General features: G+C 56.3%; 18 protein-coding genes. 9 read left to right on the top strand and 9 right to left on the bottom strand.

Translation table 11 applies throughout. From position 1 onward, the window contains the following. Window positions 1-188 precede the first annotated feature (188 nt). Entirely contained in the window at window positions 189-1,538 is a 1,350-nt protein-coding gene (locus KI787_05300; GenBank protein ID MBV6629356.1) for a DUF1329 domain-containing protein, read from the top strand. 162 nt (window positions 1,539-1,700) lie between these two features. Here the strand turns inward: KI787_05300 and KI787_05295 are convergent, their stop codons facing one another. The 5 genes from KI787_05295 to djlA form a co-directional block, all read right to left on the bottom strand. Then, window positions 1,701-2,471: a hypothetical protein gene (locus tag KI787_05295; protein ID MBV6629355.1), complete on the bottom strand. Its 771-nt coding sequence runs from the start codon at window positions 2,469-2,471 to the stop codon at window positions 1,701-1,703. A gap of 14 nt (window positions 2,472-2,485) precedes the next feature. After that, window positions 2,486-2,923, bottom strand: a complete 438-nt coding sequence (locus KI787_05290; GenBank protein ID MBV6629354.1) for a YtoQ family protein — start codon at window positions 2,921-2,923, stop codon at window positions 2,486-2,488. An 82-nt stretch (window positions 2,924-3,005) separates the two neighbouring features. Continuing rightward, window positions 3,006-4,049 carry a L,D-transpeptidase family protein gene (locus KI787_05285; GenBank protein MBV6629353.1) on the bottom strand — a complete coding sequence of 348 codons (1,044 nt, stop codon included), beginning with the start codon at window positions 4,047-4,049 and terminating at the stop codon, window positions 3,006-3,008. A gap of 93 nt (window positions 4,050-4,142) precedes the next feature. Continuing rightward, the gene (locus KI787_05280) at window positions 4,143-5,162 is read right to left on the bottom strand and encodes a tetratricopeptide repeat protein (protein ID MBV6629352.1); all 1,020 of its coding nucleotides are present in this window, start codon (window positions 5,160-5,162) and stop codon (window positions 4,143-4,145) included. A 69-nt stretch (window positions 5,163-5,231) separates the two neighbouring features. After that, the gene (djlA, locus tag KI787_05275) at window positions 5,232-6,041 is read right to left on the bottom strand and encodes a co-chaperone DjlA (GenBank protein MBV6629351.1); all 810 of its coding nucleotides are present in this window, start codon (window positions 6,039-6,041) and stop codon (window positions 5,232-5,234) included. A gap of 145 nt (window positions 6,042-6,186) precedes the next feature. On the opposite strand from djlA, the gene KI787_05270 reads away from it, so the two are divergent. After that, window positions 6,187-7,740 carry a S8 family serine peptidase gene (locus KI787_05270; GenBank protein MBV6629350.1) on the top strand — a complete coding sequence of 518 codons (1,554 nt, stop codon included), beginning with the start codon at window positions 6,187-6,189 and terminating at the stop codon, window positions 7,738-7,740. 115 nt (window positions 7,741-7,855) lie between these two features. Here the strand turns inward: KI787_05270 and KI787_05265 are convergent, their stop codons facing one another. Further along, window positions 7,856-9,355: a serine hydrolase gene (locus tag KI787_05265; protein ID MBV6629349.1), complete on the bottom strand. Its 1,500-nt coding sequence runs from the start codon at window positions 9,353-9,355 to the stop codon at window positions 7,856-7,858. Window positions 9,356-9,486: 131 nt separating this feature from the next. Between KI787_05265 and KI787_05260 the strand changes: the two genes are divergently transcribed. Together KI787_05260 and KI787_05255 are read left to right on the top strand one after the other, a co-directional pair. Then, on the top strand, window positions 9,487-10,377 hold the full coding sequence (locus KI787_05260) for a haloalkane dehalogenase (protein ID MBV6629348.1): 891 nt from the start codon (window positions 9,487-9,489) through the stop codon (window positions 10,375-10,377). Window positions 10,378-10,464: 87 nt separating this feature from the next. Further along, window positions 10,465-12,351 carry an ATP-binding cassette domain-containing protein gene (locus tag KI787_05255; GenBank protein MBV6629347.1) on the top strand — a complete coding sequence of 629 codons (1,887 nt, stop codon included), beginning with the start codon at window positions 10,465-10,467 and terminating at the stop codon, window positions 12,349-12,351. A 359-nt stretch (window positions 12,352-12,710) separates the two neighbouring features. On the opposite strand, the gene KI787_05250 is transcribed toward KI787_05255, so the two are convergent. After that, window positions 12,711-14,705, bottom strand: coding sequence for an ATP-binding protein (locus KI787_05250; GenBank protein ID MBV6629346.1), 1,995 nt, complete (start codon window positions 14,703-14,705; stop codon window positions 12,711-12,713). Window positions 14,706-14,966: 261 nt separating this feature from the next. Here KI787_05250 and KI787_05245 point away from each other — a divergent pair, with 261 nt between their 5' ends. From KI787_05245 to KI787_05225, 5 genes are all read left to right on the top strand, one after another. Then, window positions 14,967-17,126: a DEAD/DEAH box helicase gene (locus tag KI787_05245; protein ID MBV6629345.1), complete on the top strand. Its 2,160-nt coding sequence runs from the start codon at window positions 14,967-14,969 to the stop codon at window positions 17,124-17,126. Further along, a complete protein-coding gene (locus tag KI787_05240) occupies window positions 17,126-17,794 on the top strand; it encodes a DUF2290 domain-containing protein (protein ID MBV6629344.1) in 669 nt (222 codons plus the stop codon). The genes KI787_05245 and KI787_05240 overlap by 1 nt, the downstream gene beginning before the upstream one ends. A 514-nt stretch (window positions 17,795-18,308) precedes the next feature. After that, complete coding sequence (locus KI787_05235; GenBank protein MBV6629343.1) at window positions 18,309-19,697, top strand: amidase; 1,389 nt, start codon at window positions 18,309-18,311, stop codon at window positions 19,695-19,697. A 512-nt stretch (window positions 19,698-20,209) separates the two neighbouring features. Beyond that, window positions 20,210-20,431: an AbrB/MazE/SpoVT family DNA-binding domain-containing protein gene (locus tag KI787_05230; protein MBV6629342.1), complete on the top strand. Its 222-nt coding sequence runs from the start codon at window positions 20,210-20,212 to the stop codon at window positions 20,429-20,431. Further along, window positions 20,428-20,862 (top strand): type II toxin-antitoxin system VapC family toxin, encoded by a 435-nt coding sequence (locus KI787_05225; protein ID MBV6629341.1) that lies wholly within the window; start codon window positions 20,428-20,430, stop codon window positions 20,860-20,862. Before KI787_05230 ends, KI787_05225 begins: the two co-directional genes overlap by 4 nt. A 485-nt stretch (window positions 20,863-21,347) precedes the next feature. On the opposite strand, the gene KI787_05220 is transcribed toward KI787_05225, so the two are convergent. Together KI787_05220 and KI787_05215 are read right to left on the bottom strand one after the other, a co-directional pair. Beyond that, a complete protein-coding gene (locus KI787_05220) occupies window positions 21,348-22,292 on the bottom strand; it encodes an electron transfer flavoprotein subunit alpha/FixB family protein (GenBank protein ID MBV6629340.1) in 945 nt (314 codons plus the stop codon). Next, complete coding sequence (locus KI787_05215) at window positions 22,292-23,035, bottom strand: electron transfer flavoprotein subunit beta/FixA family protein (protein ID MBV6629339.1); 744 nt, start codon at window positions 23,033-23,035, stop codon at window positions 22,292-22,294. The genes KI787_05220 and KI787_05215 overlap by 1 nt, the downstream gene beginning before the upstream one ends. Window positions 23,036-23,084: the final 49 nt, after the last annotated feature.

Genomic DNA, 23,084 nt, shown 5'->3' with positions numbered 1-23,084 from the left:
TACAGGCGCTACAGTCGGCCACGCTGGCGACATTGCGCCGGATGCTCGCGATGCGACCTTTGCTTCAGTTTGTGGCACAGTGTGCCCAGAAAGCCGCAGATGGGGCCGCTAGGGCTTGGGCTGCGTGCATGATTAACGATTGGGCCTGTAGCTACAGGCTTTGAGGACAATTGCAAGGAGTGAGACACATGTTGCGTACCGTAGCGACGCTACTGCTGCTGCCGGCCGGATTGGCCATGGCTCAGCAACCGCCAGCTTCCGAAGTGGCAAAACTGGGCATTGAAGGCACCGAATACACCCCTTTGGGAGCGATTCGGGCGGGCAGCAAAGACGGCAAGATCCCCGAGTGGACGCCGTATACCCCCTACGACAGCCTGATTGAAGAACCACGTTGGTTGGATGATCGCTACGCGAACGAAGAGCCTTTGTTCACGGTGACGCAAGCCAACATGGACCAATACGCGGATTTGCTCTCCGAGGGCCACAAGCGTCTGCTAGAGCGTTACGACACCTACAAGATGCATGTGTACCCCAGCCACCGCGATGCGGCCTGGCCGGACGAAATCTACGAAGCCACCATCAAGAACGCCAAAACAGCCTCGCTGGAAGGCGGCGACCCCGATAAGTTGCGGAATGCCACTTTGGGCTTTCCTTTTCCCATTCCGACCACCGGAGCGCATCCGTGGTGGAATCACCGCTTGAAATGGCGGGGCAACGAGGTCGTTCGCTACAACAACCAGGCTATCGTGCAAGACAACGGCAGCTTCCAGCTCACCAAGATCGTGGAAGAGGTCAAGTTCAAGTACGCCAACCTCGAAGAGCCTGGGACGATGAATGGCCCGGATGACATCTTCCTGTGGTATCTCTCCACCACCACGGCCCCACCACGGATTGCTGGTCAGCTGCTGCTGGCCTGGGAACATGCCGATTACCGTAGTGCCTGGCTCTACAACCCCGGCCTGCGCCGTATTCGTCGCGCTCCTTCCGTGGGTTACGACAACCCTTATGAAGGTACCGACGGGCAGCAGTTCTACGACCAGGTCGACATGGTCAACGGCAAGCTAGATCGCTTCACTTGGAAGCTGCTTGGCCGCAAGCCCATGATTACCCCGTACAACAGCTACAAAATCAACTCGAATCAGCTGAAGTTCGATGAGATTTTGGACGGTCGTCACATCGATCAAGACTTGGCGCGTTACGAAATCCACCGCATGTGGGTGGTCGAGGCCAACAACAAACCAGATGTACGGCATACCTTTAAGAAGAAGGTGATTTACTTCGACGAAGACACCTGGACTGCCACCATGCTCGATAACTACGACCATCGTGACGAGTTCTACAAATTCCAAGAAGGCCACCTGATCTGCATCGAGACCATGCTCACCTGCTCCACCGTGCCCGAGCTGATCTACGACATGCAGTCGCGCACCTACTTCGCCACCGCCATGATCAACGAAGACAAGCCCAACGACTTCACCGTCGATTTGGAAGCCAAAGACTTCGAACCCAACAAGGTGGCCCGGCGTACCCGCCGCTAAGCCTCGCTGCACAGCGAAAGCCGCTCTTCGGAGCGGCTTTTTTATGCTTGGCAGATCAGCGGAATGCGCCGCTTGTGGTTTGGCAACAGCGAGCCAGGTGTGGGCCCCTAGCGGGCGCTGCCCACTGCGCAGAGCGATAAGGCTAAGACCGACGGCAGCGCGTTAGGCCTGGGCAAACATCGCGTCTGAAGAGCCCAGCAGGGTGGAGACCAAGGCTGAGTGGTCTGCTTGCCCAGCAGCGCTGCTCCAGCAGATGTTGGCCGCGGCCGGTTGTTGTTGGCTACGCGCTAACCATAGCTTTAGCGCTGCTCCACCGCCCTGCAGAACATCGGTGCCCACGCAGGGGCTCAGCATGGCAGCGCTTTCCAGCACCGGAAGCTGCACCACATTGTGCAGCGCAGTAAGCAGTTTGGGCCCAATGAACTGGTCTGGCATGCCGCCATGGTTGGCCTTAAGCAAGCGCTGCGCGCTGTAATGGTAGTGATCCAAAAAAGGATGACGCCCGCCGCCCAGGTCTGTAAACATCAAAAAGGCGTTATGCACTTTTGTCCAGGCGCGTGGAGTTTGGCGATGCCCTGTGGTTGTCTGATCCACCCAGACTTCCCGGCCCACCGCCATATCCATGTGCTCTGGCAACATAAAGCGCTGCGGCGCAAAGATCAGAAAGTCTGCGTCCATCCAGATGACTCTGGAGCTACGGCGCTGCTCTAAACGTTGCTGCAACAAGCCCAGCCGGGCGAGATCAGTGGCGATGATGCGCCGCTGAGCCAACTTGGTTTGCAGCGCAGGCGGGATGAAACTAAAAAGCTCATCTCCCAGCCATTCATAATCAAAATGCTGCGCTTGGGCCCAGTCTTGCACCGAGCAAATGCAGCGCTGCAGCCATTGGGGCTGCGGCCCCGGAGGGCCGGACTGCAGCACCAAGGTTGTCATGCCGGAAGGAGGCTTTAGCCGGTGATGTAGGCCAATAAATCCACCACCTGCTCCGGTGTTTGTGCCCAGGCATTGGCGGCTTGATCCACTTCTTTGAGCGCATGCACCAAGGCTTCGTCGTGCAAGCTGATGTAAGGCTTAGCCAGAGCAGCGCATTGGCCCGCATCAAAGGCCGCATTCCATTGCCGGTATTTGTCACCGAAACGAATCACCGCCAAGTCACACTGTGCGATGAGGGTCCGCGTGCGCATGGCATTCACCCCGGAGGACTTATGATCTCGCCAGTAGCCTTCAGATGTAGGCTCCAGCAGATCGCCGGCGGCATCGCTGGCGGCGTGGTCGGTGACCGCAGAGGTAAACCGAATATCCAGTCCGCGTTCGCTCGCGCCTTGGCGGATTCGATCGCGCCAGTCCGTATGAATTTCGCCCGACAAATACACAGTCCAAGTCATGGCATCGCTTCATTCAAGTGGGCCGCGCAGTATACCGCCGCAGCCATGTCCAGCCTGCGTCTAGAGGGGGCTAGCGCCGGTGCTAGGAGGCATTGCTAATGGTGTCTTCGAGCAAAATGCTCCAACCATGTTGGTCTTTTTGCCAAATCTGTTGTTTGGTGGTGACCGAGCGGTAATTGTTCGAGCGGTAATCCTGCTCGAACTCAACGAGCAGCCGGTCGAGATTGCCGGGGTACTCCAAAATGGTGATTTGGTCTAAACGCAGGGCAATCCACGTCTTGCGGCTGTTGACGCCATGTTTTTGGCTCACAAAAGCGCGCCGGTCCAGGCCGCCAATGCGGGCTTCCGGATGGTAGTGCTCGCCGAGCATCTCAGCATCCAGCGATTCCCAAGCCAGCTGCCATTCCTGTAGCCGTTCCAGCGCAGCCTCTTTGCGCGCTTGGCGTTGCTGGGCCGTCAGCCACTGCACATTATCACTGAACACCACCCTTGTCTGCCCTAAGTCCACAAAGGGCTTCAGGCTGTTCAAGTCCGGATTGGTGAGCGTGAGGCATCCTTCTGATGACCGTGGTGGTCGCAAACCCGGTTCGTCGCGTTGGGGGTTGCCGTGTAGCCAAATGCCATAACCGGTCCGCCCTTCAAGCCGGTCCAATTTATTGGGGTAGTCCACAGGCCAGGCGCCATCGCCATACAGCGCCGGTAAACGTTCACCGTCTAGCCAGGAGGTGATGGTGTAGATGCCGACCGGTGTGAGGTTGTCGCCCTCCACCTCTTTGCCATAGCCGGCCTTACCAATGGAGGCATACATGCTGCGCACCACCCGCCATTCCTCGTTGCGGTAGCCAAATTGGTAAAGGCGGTTGTTGCGTAGGTCGGCAATGAGCAGGTCATGCTCGGTATCCGCCAACTGCAAAACGGGGCTAGGCCATTGCGCCGAGCCTTGTGGAGGGCTGCCGGCCGGCGCCAGCGAATGCCCGCGGCCTCCAGGCCTAAAGACTTGATCTTCGGCTTGGCCAATGACCGCGCCGGGTGTTGGCAATTGGCTTTGTGCAGTACCCGGTATGAGGTTGGCGCCCATAGCGCACAGCAACACACCGAGTAATGCGCACCGTCCTTGGTGCCGCATGAAATTACTCGACCGAAGCAGGCCCTGAGCGCAGGACCTGCGAAAACTGATGAGCCTTGTTGATCAAGACGCGACTAAAAAGCGCGCACCCGCTTAGGGGGCAACGTCTTCTTCAACGATGCGCCAGGCTCCGTTTTCCATGCGTAGGTCCATGACCTTATTGACTTGGTCGGCATAGGAATTGGATTGGTACACCTGCACAAATTGCACCTGCACCGTATCTCCGCCCAGATCACGCACCTGTGGGTTAATGATCTGCACAGAAATGCTGGTGGGTGCGGCAAGGCGGGCACGGCGTTGCTGCTTCCAGGTATTCAGTGACAGGCCACCACCAGGATCGAAGTCGGCGCTGTAGCTGGCCAAGTACCGATTCACGTCTTGGCTGGACCAGGCTGCTGCCCATTCCTGCAGGGCATCGAGCACGGCGGCGCGATCGGCGCTGGGCTCAGGGGCTGCAGGGCTGGCATCTTGGGGAACTACAGGCTCATTGCCAACGATGGGCTGTGTCGCGGCCAGGGGTGTCGGCGTGGCCTGTGCAGCTGGCGCCTTGGCGGCAGGCCGCTGCGCGACTTGCATAGGCTCGATATCACTGCCCGACAAAGCTTGTTTAATCAGGCCGATCTTCTGACCCAGCATGCTGTTATCGCGATCCAGCACCTCAGCGCGGGTCCAGGAGGCCTGCGCCAGAGTGGCATACACATCGCCCAGGTTTTCATGGGCGGTGGCGTAGCTAGGGTTCTTAATCAACGCTGTTTCCAGCGCATCGCGAGCCAGCTCATATTTGCCAGCGCGTGCGTACAGCACGGCAAGGTTGTTGTAGGGCTCGGGCAGCTCTGGATGGTCGCGGACCAAATCAGCAAACGCTTGGGTCGCATCTTCGTCGCGATCGAGCAACACCAGCGTCAGGCCGCGCAAAAAGCGCGCCTCGGCATTATCGCGCCGCCCTTTGAGCTGCTTATCCAGCAGATCTAAGGCTTGTTGATATTCCCCGCGTTCCAACGCCACGCGGGCGTCTTCTACGGAAGCGTGAGCGGTGAGTAGCCAAAAGGCCGTAGCCAGTGCAGCAGCAATGCGTAGCATGATCAAAAAGCAAGGCCGGAATCCAAGCTGCATGGTAGCAAGCCCTTCCCTACAAAAGGGGTGCAGAAGGATTCTCCGCAGAAAAAACTGCCCTGGGTGGGCTTAAATGCCCCGCGCTTGTTTAATCAAATCCCAGGCCGAGCGAATTTGCCGGACCCGCTCTTCAGCTTGGGCCCGCAGTTCATCGGGCATATCTTGAGCAGCCAGCTTGTCGGGATGATGTTGGCTCATCAGGCGCCGGTAGGCCTTACGCAGCTCATCATCGCTGGCTTGTGGTGTTTTGCCCAAGGCCTGGTAGGCCTCTTGTAGCTGGTCCCGTCGCGGTGGGGCCTGAGTACCGTTCTGCCCACCGGCTTGCTGCCAGCCACCGCCCATGGCGCCGGTCATCATCTGCAGCAGCATTTCGAAATCGGCCGGTCTAAAGCCCAGGCCGGCGGCAATTTTGCTCAGGGTTTGGTGCTCTTCGGGGCTGAGTCTGCCATCGGCCAAGGCGCCGGTGAGCACAATTTCCAAGGCTAGGCGCATCCACAGCATGCGCCCGCGACACAGCTTGCGTAGCGCAGCCGTGCTCGCATCAATGTCGAAACCTGCATCTTTGCCCCGGTTGAAAGCCCGAATCATCTTCTGCCGGCGATCGCCGTCAATCTTCAGCCGCCGCAGTAGCTTTTCCGCCGCCTGAATCTCGGCTTGGGACACATGACCGTCTGCTTTGCACACGCAGCCCAGTAGCTCGAAGCAGTGCACCAGAATCTGCTCGCGATCGCCGCGTGCCCCGCCGCCCAGCAGACCGCTGCCGCCTCCCATATTCGGGAGTGCACGGTCTAGGAGATGGCCCAAGTACAAGCCGAGCAGGGCGCCGAAGATGCCGCCGGACATCAGTCCCAGCGCGCCTCCAAGCAATTTCCCAATCATGGGTAGGCATGGTCGGTGGTGAAAGCGGCCCATATTGTGGGTGCTGCACTGGCAATTTACAAAGTTCTTGCTCTTGCGCTGCTCAGTCCACAGGGACAGTATGTGCGGGCTACAACAGCTGAGCCTGTTTACGGAGAACCAACAAATGACGATGATTCAACGCGCCCTGTGCGGTGCGCTTGCGGCGCTGAGCCTGCCGGCCGCCGCCCAATTGCACCATGCCTTTATTGGCTTTAATGACCTTCCGGCTTCCATTCACGAAGAACTGAATCTTGCTGGCGCCCTGCACGGGCGAGTCATTCCGAGTATTAATGCGGTGTCGGTGGTGGCGCCCGAGTCTGTGCTGCGCGCCTATGCGGCTGACCCGCGCGTGCGCGGTGTTCGCCTCCAACGCCGCCTGCAATGGCACCTGCATGCTTCGCGCACCCAGATTAATTCGGTAGGAATTGAAGAGACCGAGAGCCATACCCTGGCTGACGGCAGCAGTGTGGAGCGTGGCGGCGTTGACGGCAGCGGCATCACCGTTGCCATTATCGACTCCGGCATTTTCCAGCCGCACCCTGACTTTGGCTTGCCCGGCGCCAGCCGCGTCATTGCTGGGGCCAACTTCGAAGGCACCCTGGTCGGACGCGAAACCGGCGTGTTGCCCGCTAGCGTGTGGGAGCAAATCGCTACCGCCTCCGGCCCCTTAGCCCTCCAAGACGAAGTAGGTCATGGGACCCATGTGGCCGGCATTGTGGGCGGTGATGGTAGCGCCGCCTCCGGCCTGGATAACCAAGGTGTTGCCCGCGGCGTGAACCTGGTCGCGCTCAAAATCGCGAGTGCCGGTAACGGCGTGGTGGAAGACATTGGCTTTGAAGCCAATGCCGTGGCCGCCATCGATTACATGATTCGAAACCGCGAAGCCCTGGGCAATGTGCGCGTGGCCAACAACTCCTGGGGATTGCTCGCCAATGAAGCCCAGGGCCTGCTCGGCCCTACCGACTTCGACCCGGTCAAAGAAGTGACCCTGGCAGCCATTGAGGCGGGCATTGTGATGGTGTTCTCAGCCGGTAATGACGGCCCAGAGCCCGATACTGTGCGCCCCATTCCTAATGGCCTGCCCGAGGTGATCTCGGTGGCGGCAGCCTGCAAAGCCGATAACGGCAGCTGCCCCGAAGGAAAAATCACCGGCTTTTCCTCGCGTGGTGATGCCGTTGATGTGACCGCCCCCGGCGACCAAATTCTGGCGACGGCCTCGCCGTCGGTGCTGGCGGCCATCGGCCAGGCTTTGGAGGGCAGCTACTTCGGCGACAGCCCACAGGATGAGCTGCAAAACCGCGCTGCCTACATTCGTCTGTCCGGCACCTCCATGTCGGCTCCGCATGTTGCCGGCGTGGTTGCGTTGATGCTGCAAGCCAACCCGGAGCTGACCCCGGCACAAGTCGAGCAAATCTTGAAAGACACCGCCGTGGATATGGTGGCTGAGGATGACCCCGAGCTTGTTGCTGGCTGGGATGCGGCCAGCGGTTTTGGCATGGTGGACACCCGCGCGGCCGTACTCGCGGCTTCCCGCTTTGGCCTAGACACGGCTCCCAGCGCCCGGCAGTTCAGCAGTGTGGGTGGTGGCGCCCTGGCTTGGCCGGCACTGCTGCTGATGCTGCTTGGCTTTGCGGGCCGCCAGCGCGGCGCAGCCACAATGGGGTTTACACGCCGCTAATCTGGCCTTGCATCGCACAGTTTTGCACTAAAGCGCGGAGATCAGGCTGAAGGTATCAGCCTGATCTCCGCAGTGCGTTTGCACTAGCAGAGTTGTGCAGCAAAGACCCAGGCAATTAGCGCTGGCTTTGCCCAAACTCCATGTAATTCCCTACGGCTGTGAGGGCGGCCTCCCATTCTTTGGGAGCGATACTGTCCACGGGGTCGTTGCCGAAGCGCGCGCCCACCATGTTGAGCGATGGCGCAACGCTGACTCTTTGGTGGCCATACCCTGAAGCGGTGTAGTTTCCTGACTCCACGCCGCCCCAATGTGGCCACTGGTAACCGCGCGGGCCACCGCCATTGTCTTTGTCGTAGTTATGTGAGGCTTCTACCCAGGCCCGCGGAACAATCTGCTTGCCGTCCAGGCTCACGCCGTTGCGCCGGAAGAGCTCTCCAAAGCGCAGCATGTCGCGGGTGGTGGCCATCAGACCCATGGAGGCAAAAGTGTTACCCAGTCGATCGGTCATCACCAGGGCATCATCCTGCATGCCGGCTGGCCGCCAGATCTTCTCGGAGAGAATCTCGGCATACGGCCGCTGGTATACGTTCTCCAAAATCCAGGTGAGCATTTGAGTATCACCGCTGTTGTAGCGGTAGTAAGCGCCCGGTTCAGACACCCGTGTGAGCCTGAGTAAATAATCGTTTCGGCTCATACCGTAGAGGCCATTGGAGTGGTAATCCACTCCCATCAGCACCAATTGCTCGGGCTGGTGAATGGGCACGTCCACCCAATAGGTGCCCGACTCCATATGCAGCAGGTCTTCCACGCTGGTGCCTTCCCACACCGTATCGGTGGCCTCGGGAATGTATTTTTTCACCGGGTCGAAGATGGAGTCGATCAGACCCTCCGAAACCGCAATGCCGATGAGCGCAGTGGTGACCGACTTGGTCACCGACCACATATGCGCCCGCGTATCGGCGGTGTAACCGTTTTCGTAGTCGTCGTAAATGAACTGCCCCTGGTGCATAAAGCCAATGGCATTGGTGTTACCACCCTGCATAAAGTCGCCAATGGTTCGCGTGCGGCCATTGATTTCGTAGCTGACCTGGCTCAAATCCACCCGCGACTCGGGCAAGGGCGGGGCATTGGGGTCTGACTCCACCACCTGGGTGGGCAAAATCACAATCACCGTGGTGGCATCCAGCGGCAGCAGCAAAATGGCCACCTCGCCATCCTGGGTGTTCTCAATAATCCGCATGGGTTGGCCATTCAGCAGCAGATCAATACGCGCTTGCAACAGCTCGCCCAAGGGGGCGACGGCCGGCGTGAACTCATGCGGCGTAGGGTGCAGGCGCCCCAAATGCATGCCAATGGCATTCCCAATTTGCTGGGGCAAGCCGGCAATAGCTTCTGCGGCGAGAACAGGATCATTGGGTATGGAATACAACCCGCTGCGCTCCACCACATGAACCAGCTCCTCGAGCAAAATCACGCCCTCATTGGGTGGGTCATCAACGGTAGCTTCAGCCTCACGGAACTCGGCATTAGGAACATCCGAGTTGGATTCACAGGCGCCCAAAGCCAAAAGCACGAAAATGGCACCCAGGTGGTGCCGCCATTGCACGATGTTCATGGTTCTACGGTCTCCTCAGTGTCATCCCCATGGGGATGCACAAAATTTTGACAGAGACCTTTGGCCTTGTGAGCGCCGCGTTGTGGCATATATAGCCACTTCAGCCAAAAAATCCAGGGCTTAGGCCAGCCATGAAAGTGTTAAGAACCCCCGAGGAGCGTTTTCAAAACCTGCGCGGCTATGACTTTGCCCCGCATTACGTAGACATTGATGGCCTGCGCATGCACTACCTGGACGAAGGTCTCAAGGACGGCCCCGCAGTGTTGCTGTTGCACGGGGAGCCCACCTGGTCTTATTTGTATAGAAAAATGATTCCGCCCTTGGTGGACGCAGGCTTTAGGGTGTTTGCCCCCGACCTGATCGGTTTTGGTAAATCCGACAAACCCACGCGGGTGGAGGATTACAGCTACCAAGCCCATATGGATTGGCTGGGAGCCTGGCTGGATCAGCTACAACTGCAAAACCTGAGCTTGTTCTGCCAGGACTGGGGGTCTTTACTGGGCTTGCGTCTGGCTGCCGAACAACCCCAGCGATTTGCCCGCATTTTTGTGGCCAATGGCTTTTTACCCACCGGCGATCAGCCTGCACCGGGTATCTTCAAACTCTGGCAAGCCTTTGCCGTACATACCCCCGTGTTTCCGGTGGGGCGCATTGTGAATGCAGGCTGTGTGCGCAAGCTCAGCAAAGCGGAGATCGCTGCCTATAACGCCCCCTTCCCCGATGCCAGCTATAAAGCTGGCGCTCGGGCCTTCCCCAAACTTGTTCCTACCACTCCCACCGACCCAGCTACCCCAGCCAACCGTAAGGCTTGGGAAGCACTGGGGCGCTGGGATAAACCCTTTTTGTGCGTATATGGCAAAAACGACCCGGTGCTCGGCAAAGTGGATCGGCTTTTGATCAACCATGTACCTGGCGCCCAAGGCCAAGCGCATGACCGCATTCGTGGCGGCCACTTTGTGCAAGAAGACCAAGGTGCCGAGCTGGCGCGCCGCCTCATTGCCTTTGCCCAGCCTGCCGCCTAAGCCAGTACAGCTTGGGCCCATGCCGGGCCGCTGCCCAGCGCTGCAGACTGCTAGGATGTGCGGCCCAAGCACGCGCGCGTTGAATTTATGCCCATTCTCAGCCTCAAAAACCTCAGCCTGAGCATTGGCGCCCGGGCCTTGTTGGATGGGGTACAACTCAGCGTAGAGCCTAGCGAACGGCTCTGCGTGCTGGGCCGCAATGGCGAGGGTAAATCCACCCTGCTCAAGGTGATTGCCGGCGAGCAAGCCTATGATTCCGGCGAGCTGCAAATAGACAGCGGCGCCAAGCTCACCCAGCTGGTGCAGGATATTCCCCAGGATATTCAGGGCAGCGTGTTCGATGTGGTGGCCGGCGGCCTGGGTGCGCTAGGCCAGGTGCTGGCCGAATACCACGCGCTGGTCGATGCCGGCGGGCATGACCTGGAGCGGCTGGGCACCTTGCAACAAACAATCGACGCCCAGGACGGTTGGACCATGGACTCGCGCGTGGCCGCCACCATCACCCGTTTGGAACTGCCCGCGCAGGCTCAGTTTCAGGCCCTCTCGGGAGGGTTGAAACGGCGGGTGCTCTTGGCCCGCGCTTTGGTCCGCGAGCCGGATATTTTGCTCCTTGACGAGCCCACCAACCATTTGGATGTGGACAGCATCCGCTGGCTAGAAGACTTCTTGCTGAGCTGGTCTGGCACCCTTATTTTCATCACCCACGACCGCGCCTTTCTGCGCCGCCTGGCCACCCGCATTGTGGAACTCGATCGCGGCGTGCTCAGTAGTTGGCCCGGCGATTACGACAACTTCCTGCGCCGCAAGCAAGAATCCCTCGAGGCCGAAGCCACCGCCAACGCCCTCTTCGACAAAAAACTCGCCCAGGAAGAAGCTTGGATTCGCCAAGGCATTCAAGCCCGCCGCACCCGCAACGAAGGTCGCGTGCGCGCCCTGAAGGCCATGCGCGAGGAGTACAGCCAACGCCGCACCCGCCAGGGCAACTCCAAGATGGTGTTGCAAGAAGCCGACAAGTCCGGCAAGTTGGTTTCGCAGGTGGAGTCCATGAGCTTTGCCTGGGGTGAACACATCGTTATTCAGGACTTCTCCACCACCATCCTGCGTGGCGACCGCATCGGCATTATTGGCCCTAACGGCGTGGGCAAAACCACCCTGCTCAAGCTCATCCTGGGCCAACTCCAGCCCACCCAGGGCAGCGTGAAGCTGGGCACCAAACTCCAAATTGCCTACTTCGACCAAACCCGCGCCGCCCTGGACGAAGACAAAATGGTCTACCAAAACATTGGTGATGGCCGCGATTTTGTAGAGATCAACGGCGCCCAAAAACACGTTATGGGCTACCTGCAGGAATTCCTGTTCACCCCCGAACGCGCCCGCAGCCCAGTGCGTGTGCTCTCCGGCGGCGAACGCGCCCGCCTTCTCCTCGCCAAATTATTCAGCCAACCCACCAACCTCTTGGTGCTGGACGAACCCACCAACGACCTCGACCTGGAAACCCTGGACCTGCTCGAAGAAAAACTCCAGGAATTCCAAGGCACCCTGTTCCTGGTCAGCCACGACCGCGAATTCCTCGACCGCGTCGTCACCCGCAGCCTAGTCTTCGAAGCCCCCGCCCAAGTCGGCGACTACGTCGGCGGCTACCAAGATTGGCTACGCCAACGCCCCGCAGCCAAACAAACCGCGCCGGCCAACAAACCCAGTCCCAAAGCCGCCAAGCCCAAACCAAAAGCCAAGCCCGCACTCACCCAGCCTCAACGCAAAGAACTCAACGCCCTCCCCGGCAAACTCGAAAAGCTGGAAGCCAAACAAGTGGAGCTCACCGAGCAACTCTCCGACCCCAGTCTGTACTCCGACACCCCTGAAAAAGCGCGCGAGCTACAGGAGCAGCTCAGCGCCGTGGAAGCCGAGTTGGAAGAGTGTTTTGCCCGTTGGGAGGAGTTGGAGGCGCTGGCTCAGGGGCAGGGAGCTTGTTAAAGGCTGTTTTTTGCCGCTGATTTGCGCAGATGAACGCAGATTGGGTTTGTAAATGTGGTTGGTGGGTCTGCCCTTAGAAGCATCGGAAAAATTGCATTTTGCTGTTTCGCTCAAGCTATTTGAGGCGTTTTGATGTAATTGCCGGTTACGACCCAAAGGCGAAATTCGGCGATGTCTCTTGAGTAATGCTTGGTTTCCTAAAAGCGGTCACAGGTAAATCGGAGCCAGTGTGTCGCGCAGAGACTTGGTGTCAGTTAAGTATGTTGGTCTGGGACGCACGAAGTTGCGGGCACTTTCTACAAAACACTGACTTTGTTCAAAGGCACATTGTCCGGCGAGGACGTATGGGTGAGTAGTAACTATCCCTGCGAAGGGTCACTCGTTTCCGGAAGTACGCCTTCGATGTACTGGGAATACCGTTCTTTAAGGTGATCAAGAGCCTGGTCCTGGCTGATGTTTATCTCGAGCTTTCGCCTCAGAAACTCATGCCTATGGCGGCACGCTGCGATCAATTCTGCCCATGTCTTTACCCGAATCGTTATGTCGATGTCGGCTGAAGGGCCGGTTTGATACACGGCGCCGTTAGACAATCTCTGGTCGTCCATTTTTCGTTTGACGTAGTTGTCATAGTCTTTTGCTACGGTCCAAAATTCCCACCGCGCTTTGAGAGCGCGAAATCGCTCGTCCTCAGAAACAGCGAAGGCGTAGCTCTCAATTTGGTCGAGTTCATTCTTTTTGATATCTACCGAGGGGCGCTTAAGTTCCACAACTAGATGCTCAACTTCATCGGCGCGGCTTCTTGCCACCAATCGTGAAAGCATCAAGTCAACAATGCCAGAGGTCCCGTCCAAACGATTGACGGCGGGCTCGTCTATGGCAGTTCCATCACCCAATAGTTCTCTGTGTTTGCGAAGAACGGCTGTAAGTGACTGGTCATCAATCGCCAGGTTGTACGTTTCTCCGAACACCCACGTGTTTCTGGCTAGTAACCGATGGAGTTGCGAGCGCTCCTTTACATTTTTAGTGAAATCGAACACAAGCTGCTCGAGCGCCACCAGAAACTTCAGGCGGTCGGTGACCATGCTTGAAGTATTGATAATCGAAGAAAGCGAAGTGTCCTCCAACAATGAAGCCAGCGCATCGCGCTCCTTCTTGGGCAAGCGGATCACTTCACTCAGGATTGTTTTGAGCTCCTCTGGGTTCTTCTCAATTGCATGCCGGAGCATGCGTAGCTGAAATTGCTTCGATTTACTGTCAGAGGATTGGAAGCTTGGAAGGCTCTTATTAACCTGGGTGGCCACTATGTCGAATACTTTTCTTTCGGCCTGCTCAATAACAGAAGTGGGTTCGGTCTTGTAAGGGTAGACTTTCTGCTCTTGCCATTCGCGAATTTGCTTCCTGGCGTCTTCCAATTCCTTGTTATGAAAGAATTCTTTAACTCTTGAAACGGCCTGTTCACAGCAGTCGGTTATGCTCTTCTCCAGGTCACGAAGAGCAAGAAGGCCTTGGTTGTTTAGGGTTCGAAAATGATCGGATTTTATGAATGCAGAAAATCCGACGTCACCTACATTACGAATCTGCTTTTCATACGATTCGAGGGGAACGTTGTTACTGTCTGCAAACCAAATTTCCCGTTCTTTTATTGACTGCCATTCAACGATCTCCAGTGCTACTGGATGATGTTTTCCATCTTCACTTGAAATAGGGTCGAGATCGAAAGTTGATATGCCTTTGATGACTGCGGCGGGGTCAACCAATGTGCCGCCGATATCTAGCTTGATGCTGCGATAATTCTTCAGGTAAACGGCAAATACCGGTGCTAGCTCTTCTACGGCGCGCTTTGGCTCGAAGATCGCGCTGATCTTCGGGAGTTCTGAAATAGTTACGGATACCCCGGTCTTCGTGCGTTTGCTTGGTCGCTTTTCACTTAACGCAAATTCGTCAATCGCGCTCGCGTTCCCTTCAATGGTGTATTCAAAAAAATGGTCGCCTTCCTGATAAACTACTTCCCAATCAGCAATACGCCCGATAGTGAAAGCTTTGAAGCGGCCTTTGCCTTCTTGCCCGTGAAGAACGCGACCGGCTTTCGTTTTGATACCGGGATTCTTCCAAGATCCTCCCAGCCCCACAAACCTATTCTCTGCTTCTTCGTACGGGATGCCCGTGCCGTCATCAGCAATCCGCACTCGGTTCACACCGAGCTCGCCTTCAAGAAAATCAACACGAACCGATTTCGCGTCGGCATCCAACGCGTTCCATATGAGTTCGATCAGGCCTGCCTTGGGCGAGCCAGACGCAACACGTTTGATGTGGTCGGCTTCAACTTGAACCTTGAAGGTCTTCGCTACGTTCATCGGGTCGAGATCAATTTCACAGAATGCATTTTTTCAACGGTGTGATGCTGACATAGATGAGCCTCAAAAGGTGAGCCTGTCTGGGCCGGTTGTTCGTATTCCATAGTGGTTACTGCAATCGTATGAACTGCTGCGGCAGATCAATGGACGGTCATCTCATGACTGACTATGATTGCTGGAAAATCACCAAGTGTGTGCGACTTTTGTGTCCACAGCGTTAGCGGCCTTTCCTTCGAGGTAGGGCAAACATCGAGACCGAATATGGTTACGACGATTTGGGGGGCTACGAACAAGCCTCTGTCCAGTCAGGCTCTTGCTGAATTCTTTGAAGAACACGACGCCTACCAGGGATTCCTGTACATCGGCTACCCCATCATTGGGACGCCACAAGGGCCTTTTCCGATAGATGCGCTTTGGGTTTCTGAGGAAAAAGGGGCTGTGATTTTTAACTTGGTCGAGGGTGTGGCTCTCAACGGGTTTCAGCAAGATCAAGACGACAGCGCAAATAAGCTTGAGGCGAAATTCCGAAGTCACCGAGACTTGATGAAGGGGCGCAATTTAGCGGTTGAGCTAAACGTCGTGACATTCGCTCCAGCAAAGCAGAACCTGGATGGAATCGGCGACGAAACCTATGCGGTTTGCAATTTCGAATCTCTTTCTGAATGGATTAACGGATTAGAATGGATCGATAGTAGCTCCTTCCCCTCGCTACTGTCAGTTATTCAGTCAATCTCGACGATTCGCAAGGGGAAAAAGCGAAGAGATCTTAAGCGTGACGATTCTCGTGGCGCTAAGTTGAAGCGTCTCGAAGATTCAATTGCAAATTTGGATAACAGGCAAGGTCAAGCTGTCATCGAAACGGTAGCCGGTGTGCAGCGTATAAGAGGACTGGCAGGTTCAGGAAAGACGATTGTGCTGGCGCTAAAGGCAGCATATTTGCATGCACAACATCCTGATTGGAAAATTGCGGTTACATTTCATACACGTTCATTAAAAGATCAATTTAAACAGTTGATCAATACATTTTCCATTGAGCAGACTAATGAGGAGCCGGATTGGTCCAATCTTCACGTCATACACGCCTGGGGGGCTCCGGGTGGGGAAAGTCGAAATGGAATCTACTACAGCTTCTGTCAGTCTCATGGAATTGAGTTTCACGATTTCAAATCTGCCAAGTATAAATTTGGAAGTGACAAAGCCTTTGAAGGTGCTTGTGATGAGGCGCTTAAGGCGGCCTCTACTGCGTTAGAAACTTACGACGCAATACTGGTTGATGAGGCTCAGGACTTAACCCCACCATTTCTGCAAATTTGTTACCAAATGCTCAAGGGCAAGAAGCGTTTGGTGTATGCCTATGATGAACTCCAAAGCCTTACAAATCGATCGCTGCCTCCGCCGGAAGAAATATTTGGAGAAGATAAAGATGGCCAGCCCTTAGTTAGGTTCGAACAGCCAGCGCCGGGAAAGCCCAAACAAGACATTATTCTTGAAAAATGTTATCGAAACTCTAGGCCAGTATTGGCGACTGCCCACGCCCTAGGCTTTGGGATTTATAGAGTCCCGTCCGACAAGACCGGAACTGGGCTAATCCAGATGTTTGATCAAAGCCAACTATGGCTTGATGTGGGCTATGAGGTGGTCGATGGCGCGCTTGCAGACGGTCAGGAGGTGACATTAGCCCGTGGAGACAAGACGAGTCCGGAATTTTTGGAATCTCATTCGTCAATAGACGACTTAATAAGTTTCGTTAAGTTTGAAAGCAAAGACGAACAAGCGGCATGGTTGGCTCGCGAGATTCGTACTAATGTAGCAGATGATGAACTTCAGCCTGACGACATCATAGTTATCAACCCAGATCCGTTGACCACAAGAAAAGAAGTTGGGAAGGCCCGGAAGCTGCTGTATGAAATGGGAATTGAGTCTCATCTAGCTGGAGTTGATACATCGCCAGACGTCTTTTTTGACGCTGGTAGCGGATCGATCACATTTACAGGAATCTTCCGCGCTAAGGGAAATGAAGCGGGCATGGTGTACATCATCAATGCGCAAGATTGCTTCCAGTCATGGTTCCAATTGGCAACGGTCCGCAATCGGCTATTTACTGCGATCACCAGGAGCAAAGCATGGGTACGTGTGCTTGGGGTCGGTGAAGATATGAACTCGCTTATACAGGAGTTTCAACAAGCTAAAGAGCGCGATTTCAGATTGCACTTCCGATATCCCGATGAGGAGCAAAGGAAACGTCTTACGATTGTCAATCGAGATCTTTCTGTTGATGATCAGCAGAAGGTACGGCGAGGAGCTCAGGGGTTGGAGTCATTGATCGCCTCCTTGGAAGCGGGGACGGTATTTCTCGAAGATCTACCGGATGACGCTGTGGCAAAGCTTAAGAAGTTTCTTAGTGATTCCGGAAAATCATAATGACTCCCAGAGAGGTTGTGAGACAGCTCAACGCACTCATTGGGAATCTTATTGAGCTCGGGCTCTCAGAAAGTCAAAATCATCCATCTGAGCGACGTGACCCCTCCGGTTCTCTGGAAATTTCTTTCAACGGTGCGGAGAGGGTAACTGCTGCGTTGAAAAATCAGCCTTATAAGACAATCTATGATCAGCTCGTGAGCGCTCAGGCATACAGCGTCAAGATGCCAGATGGAGCGTTAATTCAGATGTCCTATAGATTTACTGGCGAAGGTTTAACTGGTCATCGACTGGCTTTCTTTCCTTCGCCATACCTGGAGGATTTTCAAAACGAACCGGAGATCTACGAAGCTGATGAGGTTTTTGCCGATATCGTTGCTAAGAGTGTTGTTCCATTTCCGGTTCGTTTTGATTTCGATAGTGATGGTCAGCGGTTTGAAGAGCTAAATCATCCTATGTCCCATTTGACTCTTGGGCAGTTTAAAAACTGCCGGATTCCGGTAAGTGCTCCACTGACGCCATTCCAGTTTCTAAATTTTGTCCTTCGGAACTTTTACAACACTGTACATCGGAGTTATGCGAATGAAATGCTCGTGTGCGCTGGTTCCTTTGCCGACACCATTGTCGGTACGGAAAGTGAAGTTGTCCACATTCGAGTGGGTGGAGGATAGTTGCTATCTGCGGATCTGCATTTTGTCGATCTAATGCGGATGCTCGCGTTTCACTTCTGACAAAACCCTAAGTTTGTAACAAGTGCCTATGTCCTTCACGTGCATTGAGGGTTTCTGATTCCCCTCCCCCCAGGGCATTTCATGAGTTTTCGCTGGAAGATGCGTTGGAATTCCAACATCCGAATGTCCGCAAACGTCGTTTGGCCTGATTGATAGGCATGAACCCGGAAGGTCAGCTACTGGCAGATAGCGGATATCGGCACACTTCACCTTACTACTGGCTGGCAGTTCTAAATCCCCGCTAGGTAACCTAAGCTCGTTTTTCATAGGCTTCAGGCGGAAGTGACCGAAGATTCCTTTCGCGTTGTCTCTCACTCGGAGAAGTGCCACGTTTACGACGACTTCAGTGACCCGTCCGCGGTCATCATCCAAGTGAGCTGGCTGAGCGATAGGTGAGCATTGCCAAAGGCGCTTGTGCTTCACTAGGCAGAAAAATCCGTTTCGAGTCTAGACGATGACGATCCAAACTTTGCCCGATGCCACCGAATTGCTGCGGCAGATGACTGCTGGAGAACACAGCCCCGTGGATGTCGTGCGTGAGCATTTGGAACGAGTTGAGCGTGAGCAGCCGCGGCTGAACGCGGCCACCGAAATTTTTCGGGGTGAGGCTTTGGCTCAAGCCGAGAATCCGCTTCCGGGTCCACTTTCGGGTTTGCCGATAACTCTGAAGGAGACCTACGGGCTGGCGGGGCATGAGATCACGGGTGGTTCTGCGCGGATGCCGCCGATTGCGGTGGGAGAGGATGCGCCGTTAGTGCAGAAGCTCAAAGCAGCGGGTGCCATCGTTATGGCCCGGAGTAATGTGCCTGAGTTTGTGATGACGGCGGAGACGCGGAACTTACGCTTTGGTGTGACCAGCAACCCCTTGGACCCCAAGCGCACTGCGGGCGGTTCCACGGGTGGGGAAGGCGCCCTGGTGGGCAGCGGGGCATCGCCGCTGGGTTTTGGTACGGATATTTTGGGCTCTATTCGAATTCCTTCGGCCTTCTGCGGCATTGTGGGTTTTCGGCCGCATTCTGCTGCCATCGACAAGACCGGTGTTTGGCCTGAGTCTGGTCCTTACTTTGAGACCTGGAACGGCATTGGGCCCATGGCGCGTTCGGTACGCGACATCCGGCTGGCTTACGATGTGATGGCAAAGACGCCCGCGCCTGAGCCCCAGTCGGTCGCGGGGCGGCGTTTAATAGTGCCGCAGAAGTTTCCCTACAAAGTGCGTGAGGCCTGTATAGGCAGCGCGTATCAGGCTTCGCTAGCCGGGCTAGAAGAGGCAGGGATGCTGGCTGAGCGCTCCCATAACTTCTCCAATGTCAGCGAGCTGTTCATGGAGGTGCCCAAGCTGGTCACCGGCGAGATGATCGACATCTGGAAGGGTTGGCTGAGTGAGGGCGGCAAGCCATTTAGCGTGACAAAAGAGCTATTTGCTCAGCTGCTTGGTCGACCGACTGTGGACCCGGGCTTTTTCCTCTGGTTTGCGATGGTTGCGCCGCTGTACCGACCACGCTCGGAGCAAGCCTTGGCGGCAGTTGTAGAGCACTTCGAGGCGGCCCGGCGCCACTACCATGCTCTGCTCGGGGATGACGGCATCCTCTGCCTGCCCACCATAGGCACCCTCGCCCCGCCCCATCGCGGTATGAACCGGTTGACCCTGATGCGCCCTGGCATCAATAAGCTGATCACACCCCACACCTTCGCCAACTACATCAATTTGTCGGCCATCTCCGTGCCGGCACCGCGGTTCCGTGGTTCCACCACCGGTTTGGTGCCCGGCATCATGCTGGCCTGCGCACCCGGTGCCGAAGGGCTGTTGCTAGATGCAGCCGCGGAACTGGAGCGGAGAATATGAGCTGTTGCTGGAGACGCCGTCATGGCTGGTTTCACATGCAACACCCTTAACAGTTGCGCCAACTTTGGCTTGGTTTTTTTGCCGCAGATTTGCGCAGATCTACGCAGATTATTTTGATGAGATTGTTGTCGTGGTCCCGAGGGCGGTCGCTGGCAGCGTAGGACTATCCATGCACCCATATTTGGCAGCCAAACCATCTGTGACAATCTGTGCCCATCTGTGGAAAGCCTCCTCTGCGTAAATCTGCGCCAATCTGCGGCCAAGTATTTTCCACAGACTTGCTGGTGAGCCGTTTGTTGTGATGCGGAGGGTTGTCGTTGGCGGCCTTGAAGGTTGGGTGACCTAGCAATTATCTCCACCTCATCTGTGGTCATCGGTGCCCATCTGTGGAAACCGATTGGCTTTGTTTGCCAGGGCGCCTCCGGGCTCCGGTTCATTTGTGTCCTTACTCGTTGACCAAAAGTAAAGAACGGCGTAGCCTAGGCTTTCGCGGGATACGTAAGGAGCGTGTTGTGCCGAAGGTCAGTGCGAAAAGGCAGATTACCTTGCCGATTGAGCAATGTAGGGTCGCCGGAATTGAGCCCGGCGATGAATATCAGAGCTTCGTGGACAACGATGGCCATATCACCATCGTGAAGAAGGTGGCTGGAGCCGCGCATGGTCTGCTGAGTGGGGTGAAGACGGATTCGGCGATCAGTGACGAAGCCTCGATGCAGAGCGGAATGGATGCGTGATTGCCGTCGATACCAATGTCCTACTGCGGTATTTGCTGAACGATGACGCAGAGCAATCGCCACGAGCGGCCGCCTTGTTTAGTGGAAACAGCAAGGTACTGATCACCGACGTCGTCTTAGTGGAGACCTTTTGGACCTTGCGCGGCAAGAAATACAAGCTGGGCCGGGAGGCGCTGGCGCGTGTGGTTCTGGCACTATTTGAAGAGCCCTGCGTGTATTTTGAAGATGCGCCGGCGGTATGGAGAGCTCTCGTTGACTTCAGAAAAGCTCCCGCCACGAAGGTCGCTGGCAAGTCCAAGCACGCAGACTTTCCCGATACGCTGATTCTCAATAAAGCCTTGACACGAGCTGAAGAGCAAGGGGAGGCCATGGAAGGGCTCTACACCTTCGATCAAGCGCTGCTGGCATTGCCCGATACACTGCCGCCTTAAGCTATGGGGCAAAGCCAATCGTCGGGTTGGGTTATTAGCCGCAGATTTACGCAGATTCACGCAGATTTTTTGAATTGGTTGTGGTGACTCCGAGAGCGGCCGCTGGCGGCCTTGAGGGGTCGGTGACCTAGCAATTGTCTCCACCACATTTGTGGCCATCGGTGCCCATCTGTGGGAATCCTCCTCTGCGTTCATCGGCGCCAATCCGCGGCCCTGGTTTTCTGCCAAAGATTTACACAGATACACACAGATTTTTATGTTGAGGTGTTTGTCGTTGTCGCGAAGGCGGTCGCCTGCTGCCTTGAACAATCGATGCACCCATATTGGTTCTCCATACAATCTGTGACGATCTCCCTCAATCTGTGGAAAACCCATCTGCGTTAATCTGCGCGAATCTGCGGCCAATTCCTAAAGTTCCCAGGCACAAAAAAGCCGAAGACCCCTCGCGGAGCCTTCGGCCGTTTTTCTGCCGTGGCTAGGCGGCTTTAGCTGCCCAGGGCCTCGGTGAGTTGGGGGACGATCTCGAAGAGGTCGCCTACCAGGCCGAGGTCGGCAATTTCGAAGATGGGGGCGTTTTCGTCATTGTTGATGGCGACGATGGTGCCTGCATCTTTAATACCGGCCAAGTGCTGGATAGCACCGGAGATGCCGATGGCCACATAGAGATCCGGGGCGATGATTTTCCCGGTTTGGCCGACCTGCATGTCGTTGGGCACGTAGCCGGCATCGACGGCGGCACGGGAGGCGCCACAGCCGGCACCCATGGTGTCGGCCAGTTTGAAGATGATGTCGAAGCTTTCGCTGGAACCCAGAGCACGACCACCGGACACCACTTTGGGTGCGGTTTGCAGGTCGGGGCGGTCGCCGCCGCCTGTTTTGAGTTCAACCACGCGGGTGTGCGTGGGCAGCTCGGCGTCAACAGCTTTGTCGCTCACGCTGGCGGAGTTGCCAAGTTTGGCCGCGGTGAAGGAGGCGGTACGCACGGTGCCAACCAGCGTGAAGTCGCCCGGGGCTTGTACGCGGGTGATGGCGTTGCCGGCGTAGGTGGGGCGGTCGAAGTCGCGCGGGCCATGCACGGTCATGATGTCGGTCACTTGCGGCACACCCAGCAGGGCGGCCACACGCGGCATCAGGTCTTTACCGGTGGTGGTGTTGGCAGCCAGCACATGGCTGTAGCCTTCACCGGCCAGGGCCACGACCTGGGGTGCCAAGGTGGCAGCACGCGGGGCCATGTTCTCGTCGTTTTGTACGTACAGAACTTCAGTCACACCGTCGATTTGCGCTGCATCTTCAGCGGCGGTTTTCACGCCGGCGCCAAACACGGCCACGTGAATGTCGCCGCCAATGGCTTGGGCGCAGGCCACAGCCTTGGCAGTGGTGGGGTGCAGGGCGTCGTTGAGGGTTTCGGCAACAATCAGAATTTTGCTCATTAGACCAATCCCTTGTCTTTGAGTACGGCGACCAGCTCGGCCACGTCTTTGACCTTGCGGCCAGGCTCACGGCCACCCGGTGCGCGCGTTTCGGTGACTTCCAGCTTGGGCACGTCTACGTCGAACTCGCTCAGCTCACGCTTGGCGATGGGCTTGCGCTTGGCCTTCATGATGTCCGGCAGCTTGATGAAGCGGGGCTCGTTCAAGCGCAGGTCGGCGGTGATGACCGCAGGCATATCCACTTCCAAAGTTTCGATACCGGCGTCAATCTCACGATCGACCGTGGCTTTGCCGTCGGCAATCTCTACTTGCGAGGCAAAGGTGGCTTGGGGCCAGTTCATCAGCGTGGCCAGCATTTGGCCGGTCTGGTTGGCGTCGTCGTCGATGGCTTGCTTACCCATCAGTACCAAGCCTACTTCTTCTTCGGCGGCAAGCTTGGCCAGAATGCGCGCAGCTTGAAGGGGCTGCACTTCTTCGTCGGTGACCACGTGAATGCCACGGTCAGCGCCCCGAGCCAGCTCAGAGCGCAGTTGGTCTTCGGCTTTGGCCACACCAATGGTGCACACAATGATTTCGGAGACGATGCCCTTTTCTTTCAGACGCAGCGCCTCTTCATTGGCGATTTCGTCAAAGGGGTTCACGCTCATTTTCACGCCGTTGGTTTCGACGCCTGAGCCGTCAGACTTCACGCGGACGCGGACGTTGTAGTCCACCGCGCGTTTGATGGGGACGAGTACCTTCATACAACTCTTACCGTTTATGTGAATAAAGCAACGCAGACCGCGCCGCCCA

The sequence above is a fragment of the Oceanococcus sp. HetDA_MAG_MS8 genome, from assembly GCA_019192445.1.
Classification (GTDB): domain Bacteria; phylum Pseudomonadota; class Gammaproteobacteria; order Nevskiales; family Oceanococcaceae; genus MS8.
The sequence above is the reverse complement of the archived record's forward strand: the minus strand, read 5'-3'. Positions and strand labels throughout refer to the sequence as shown.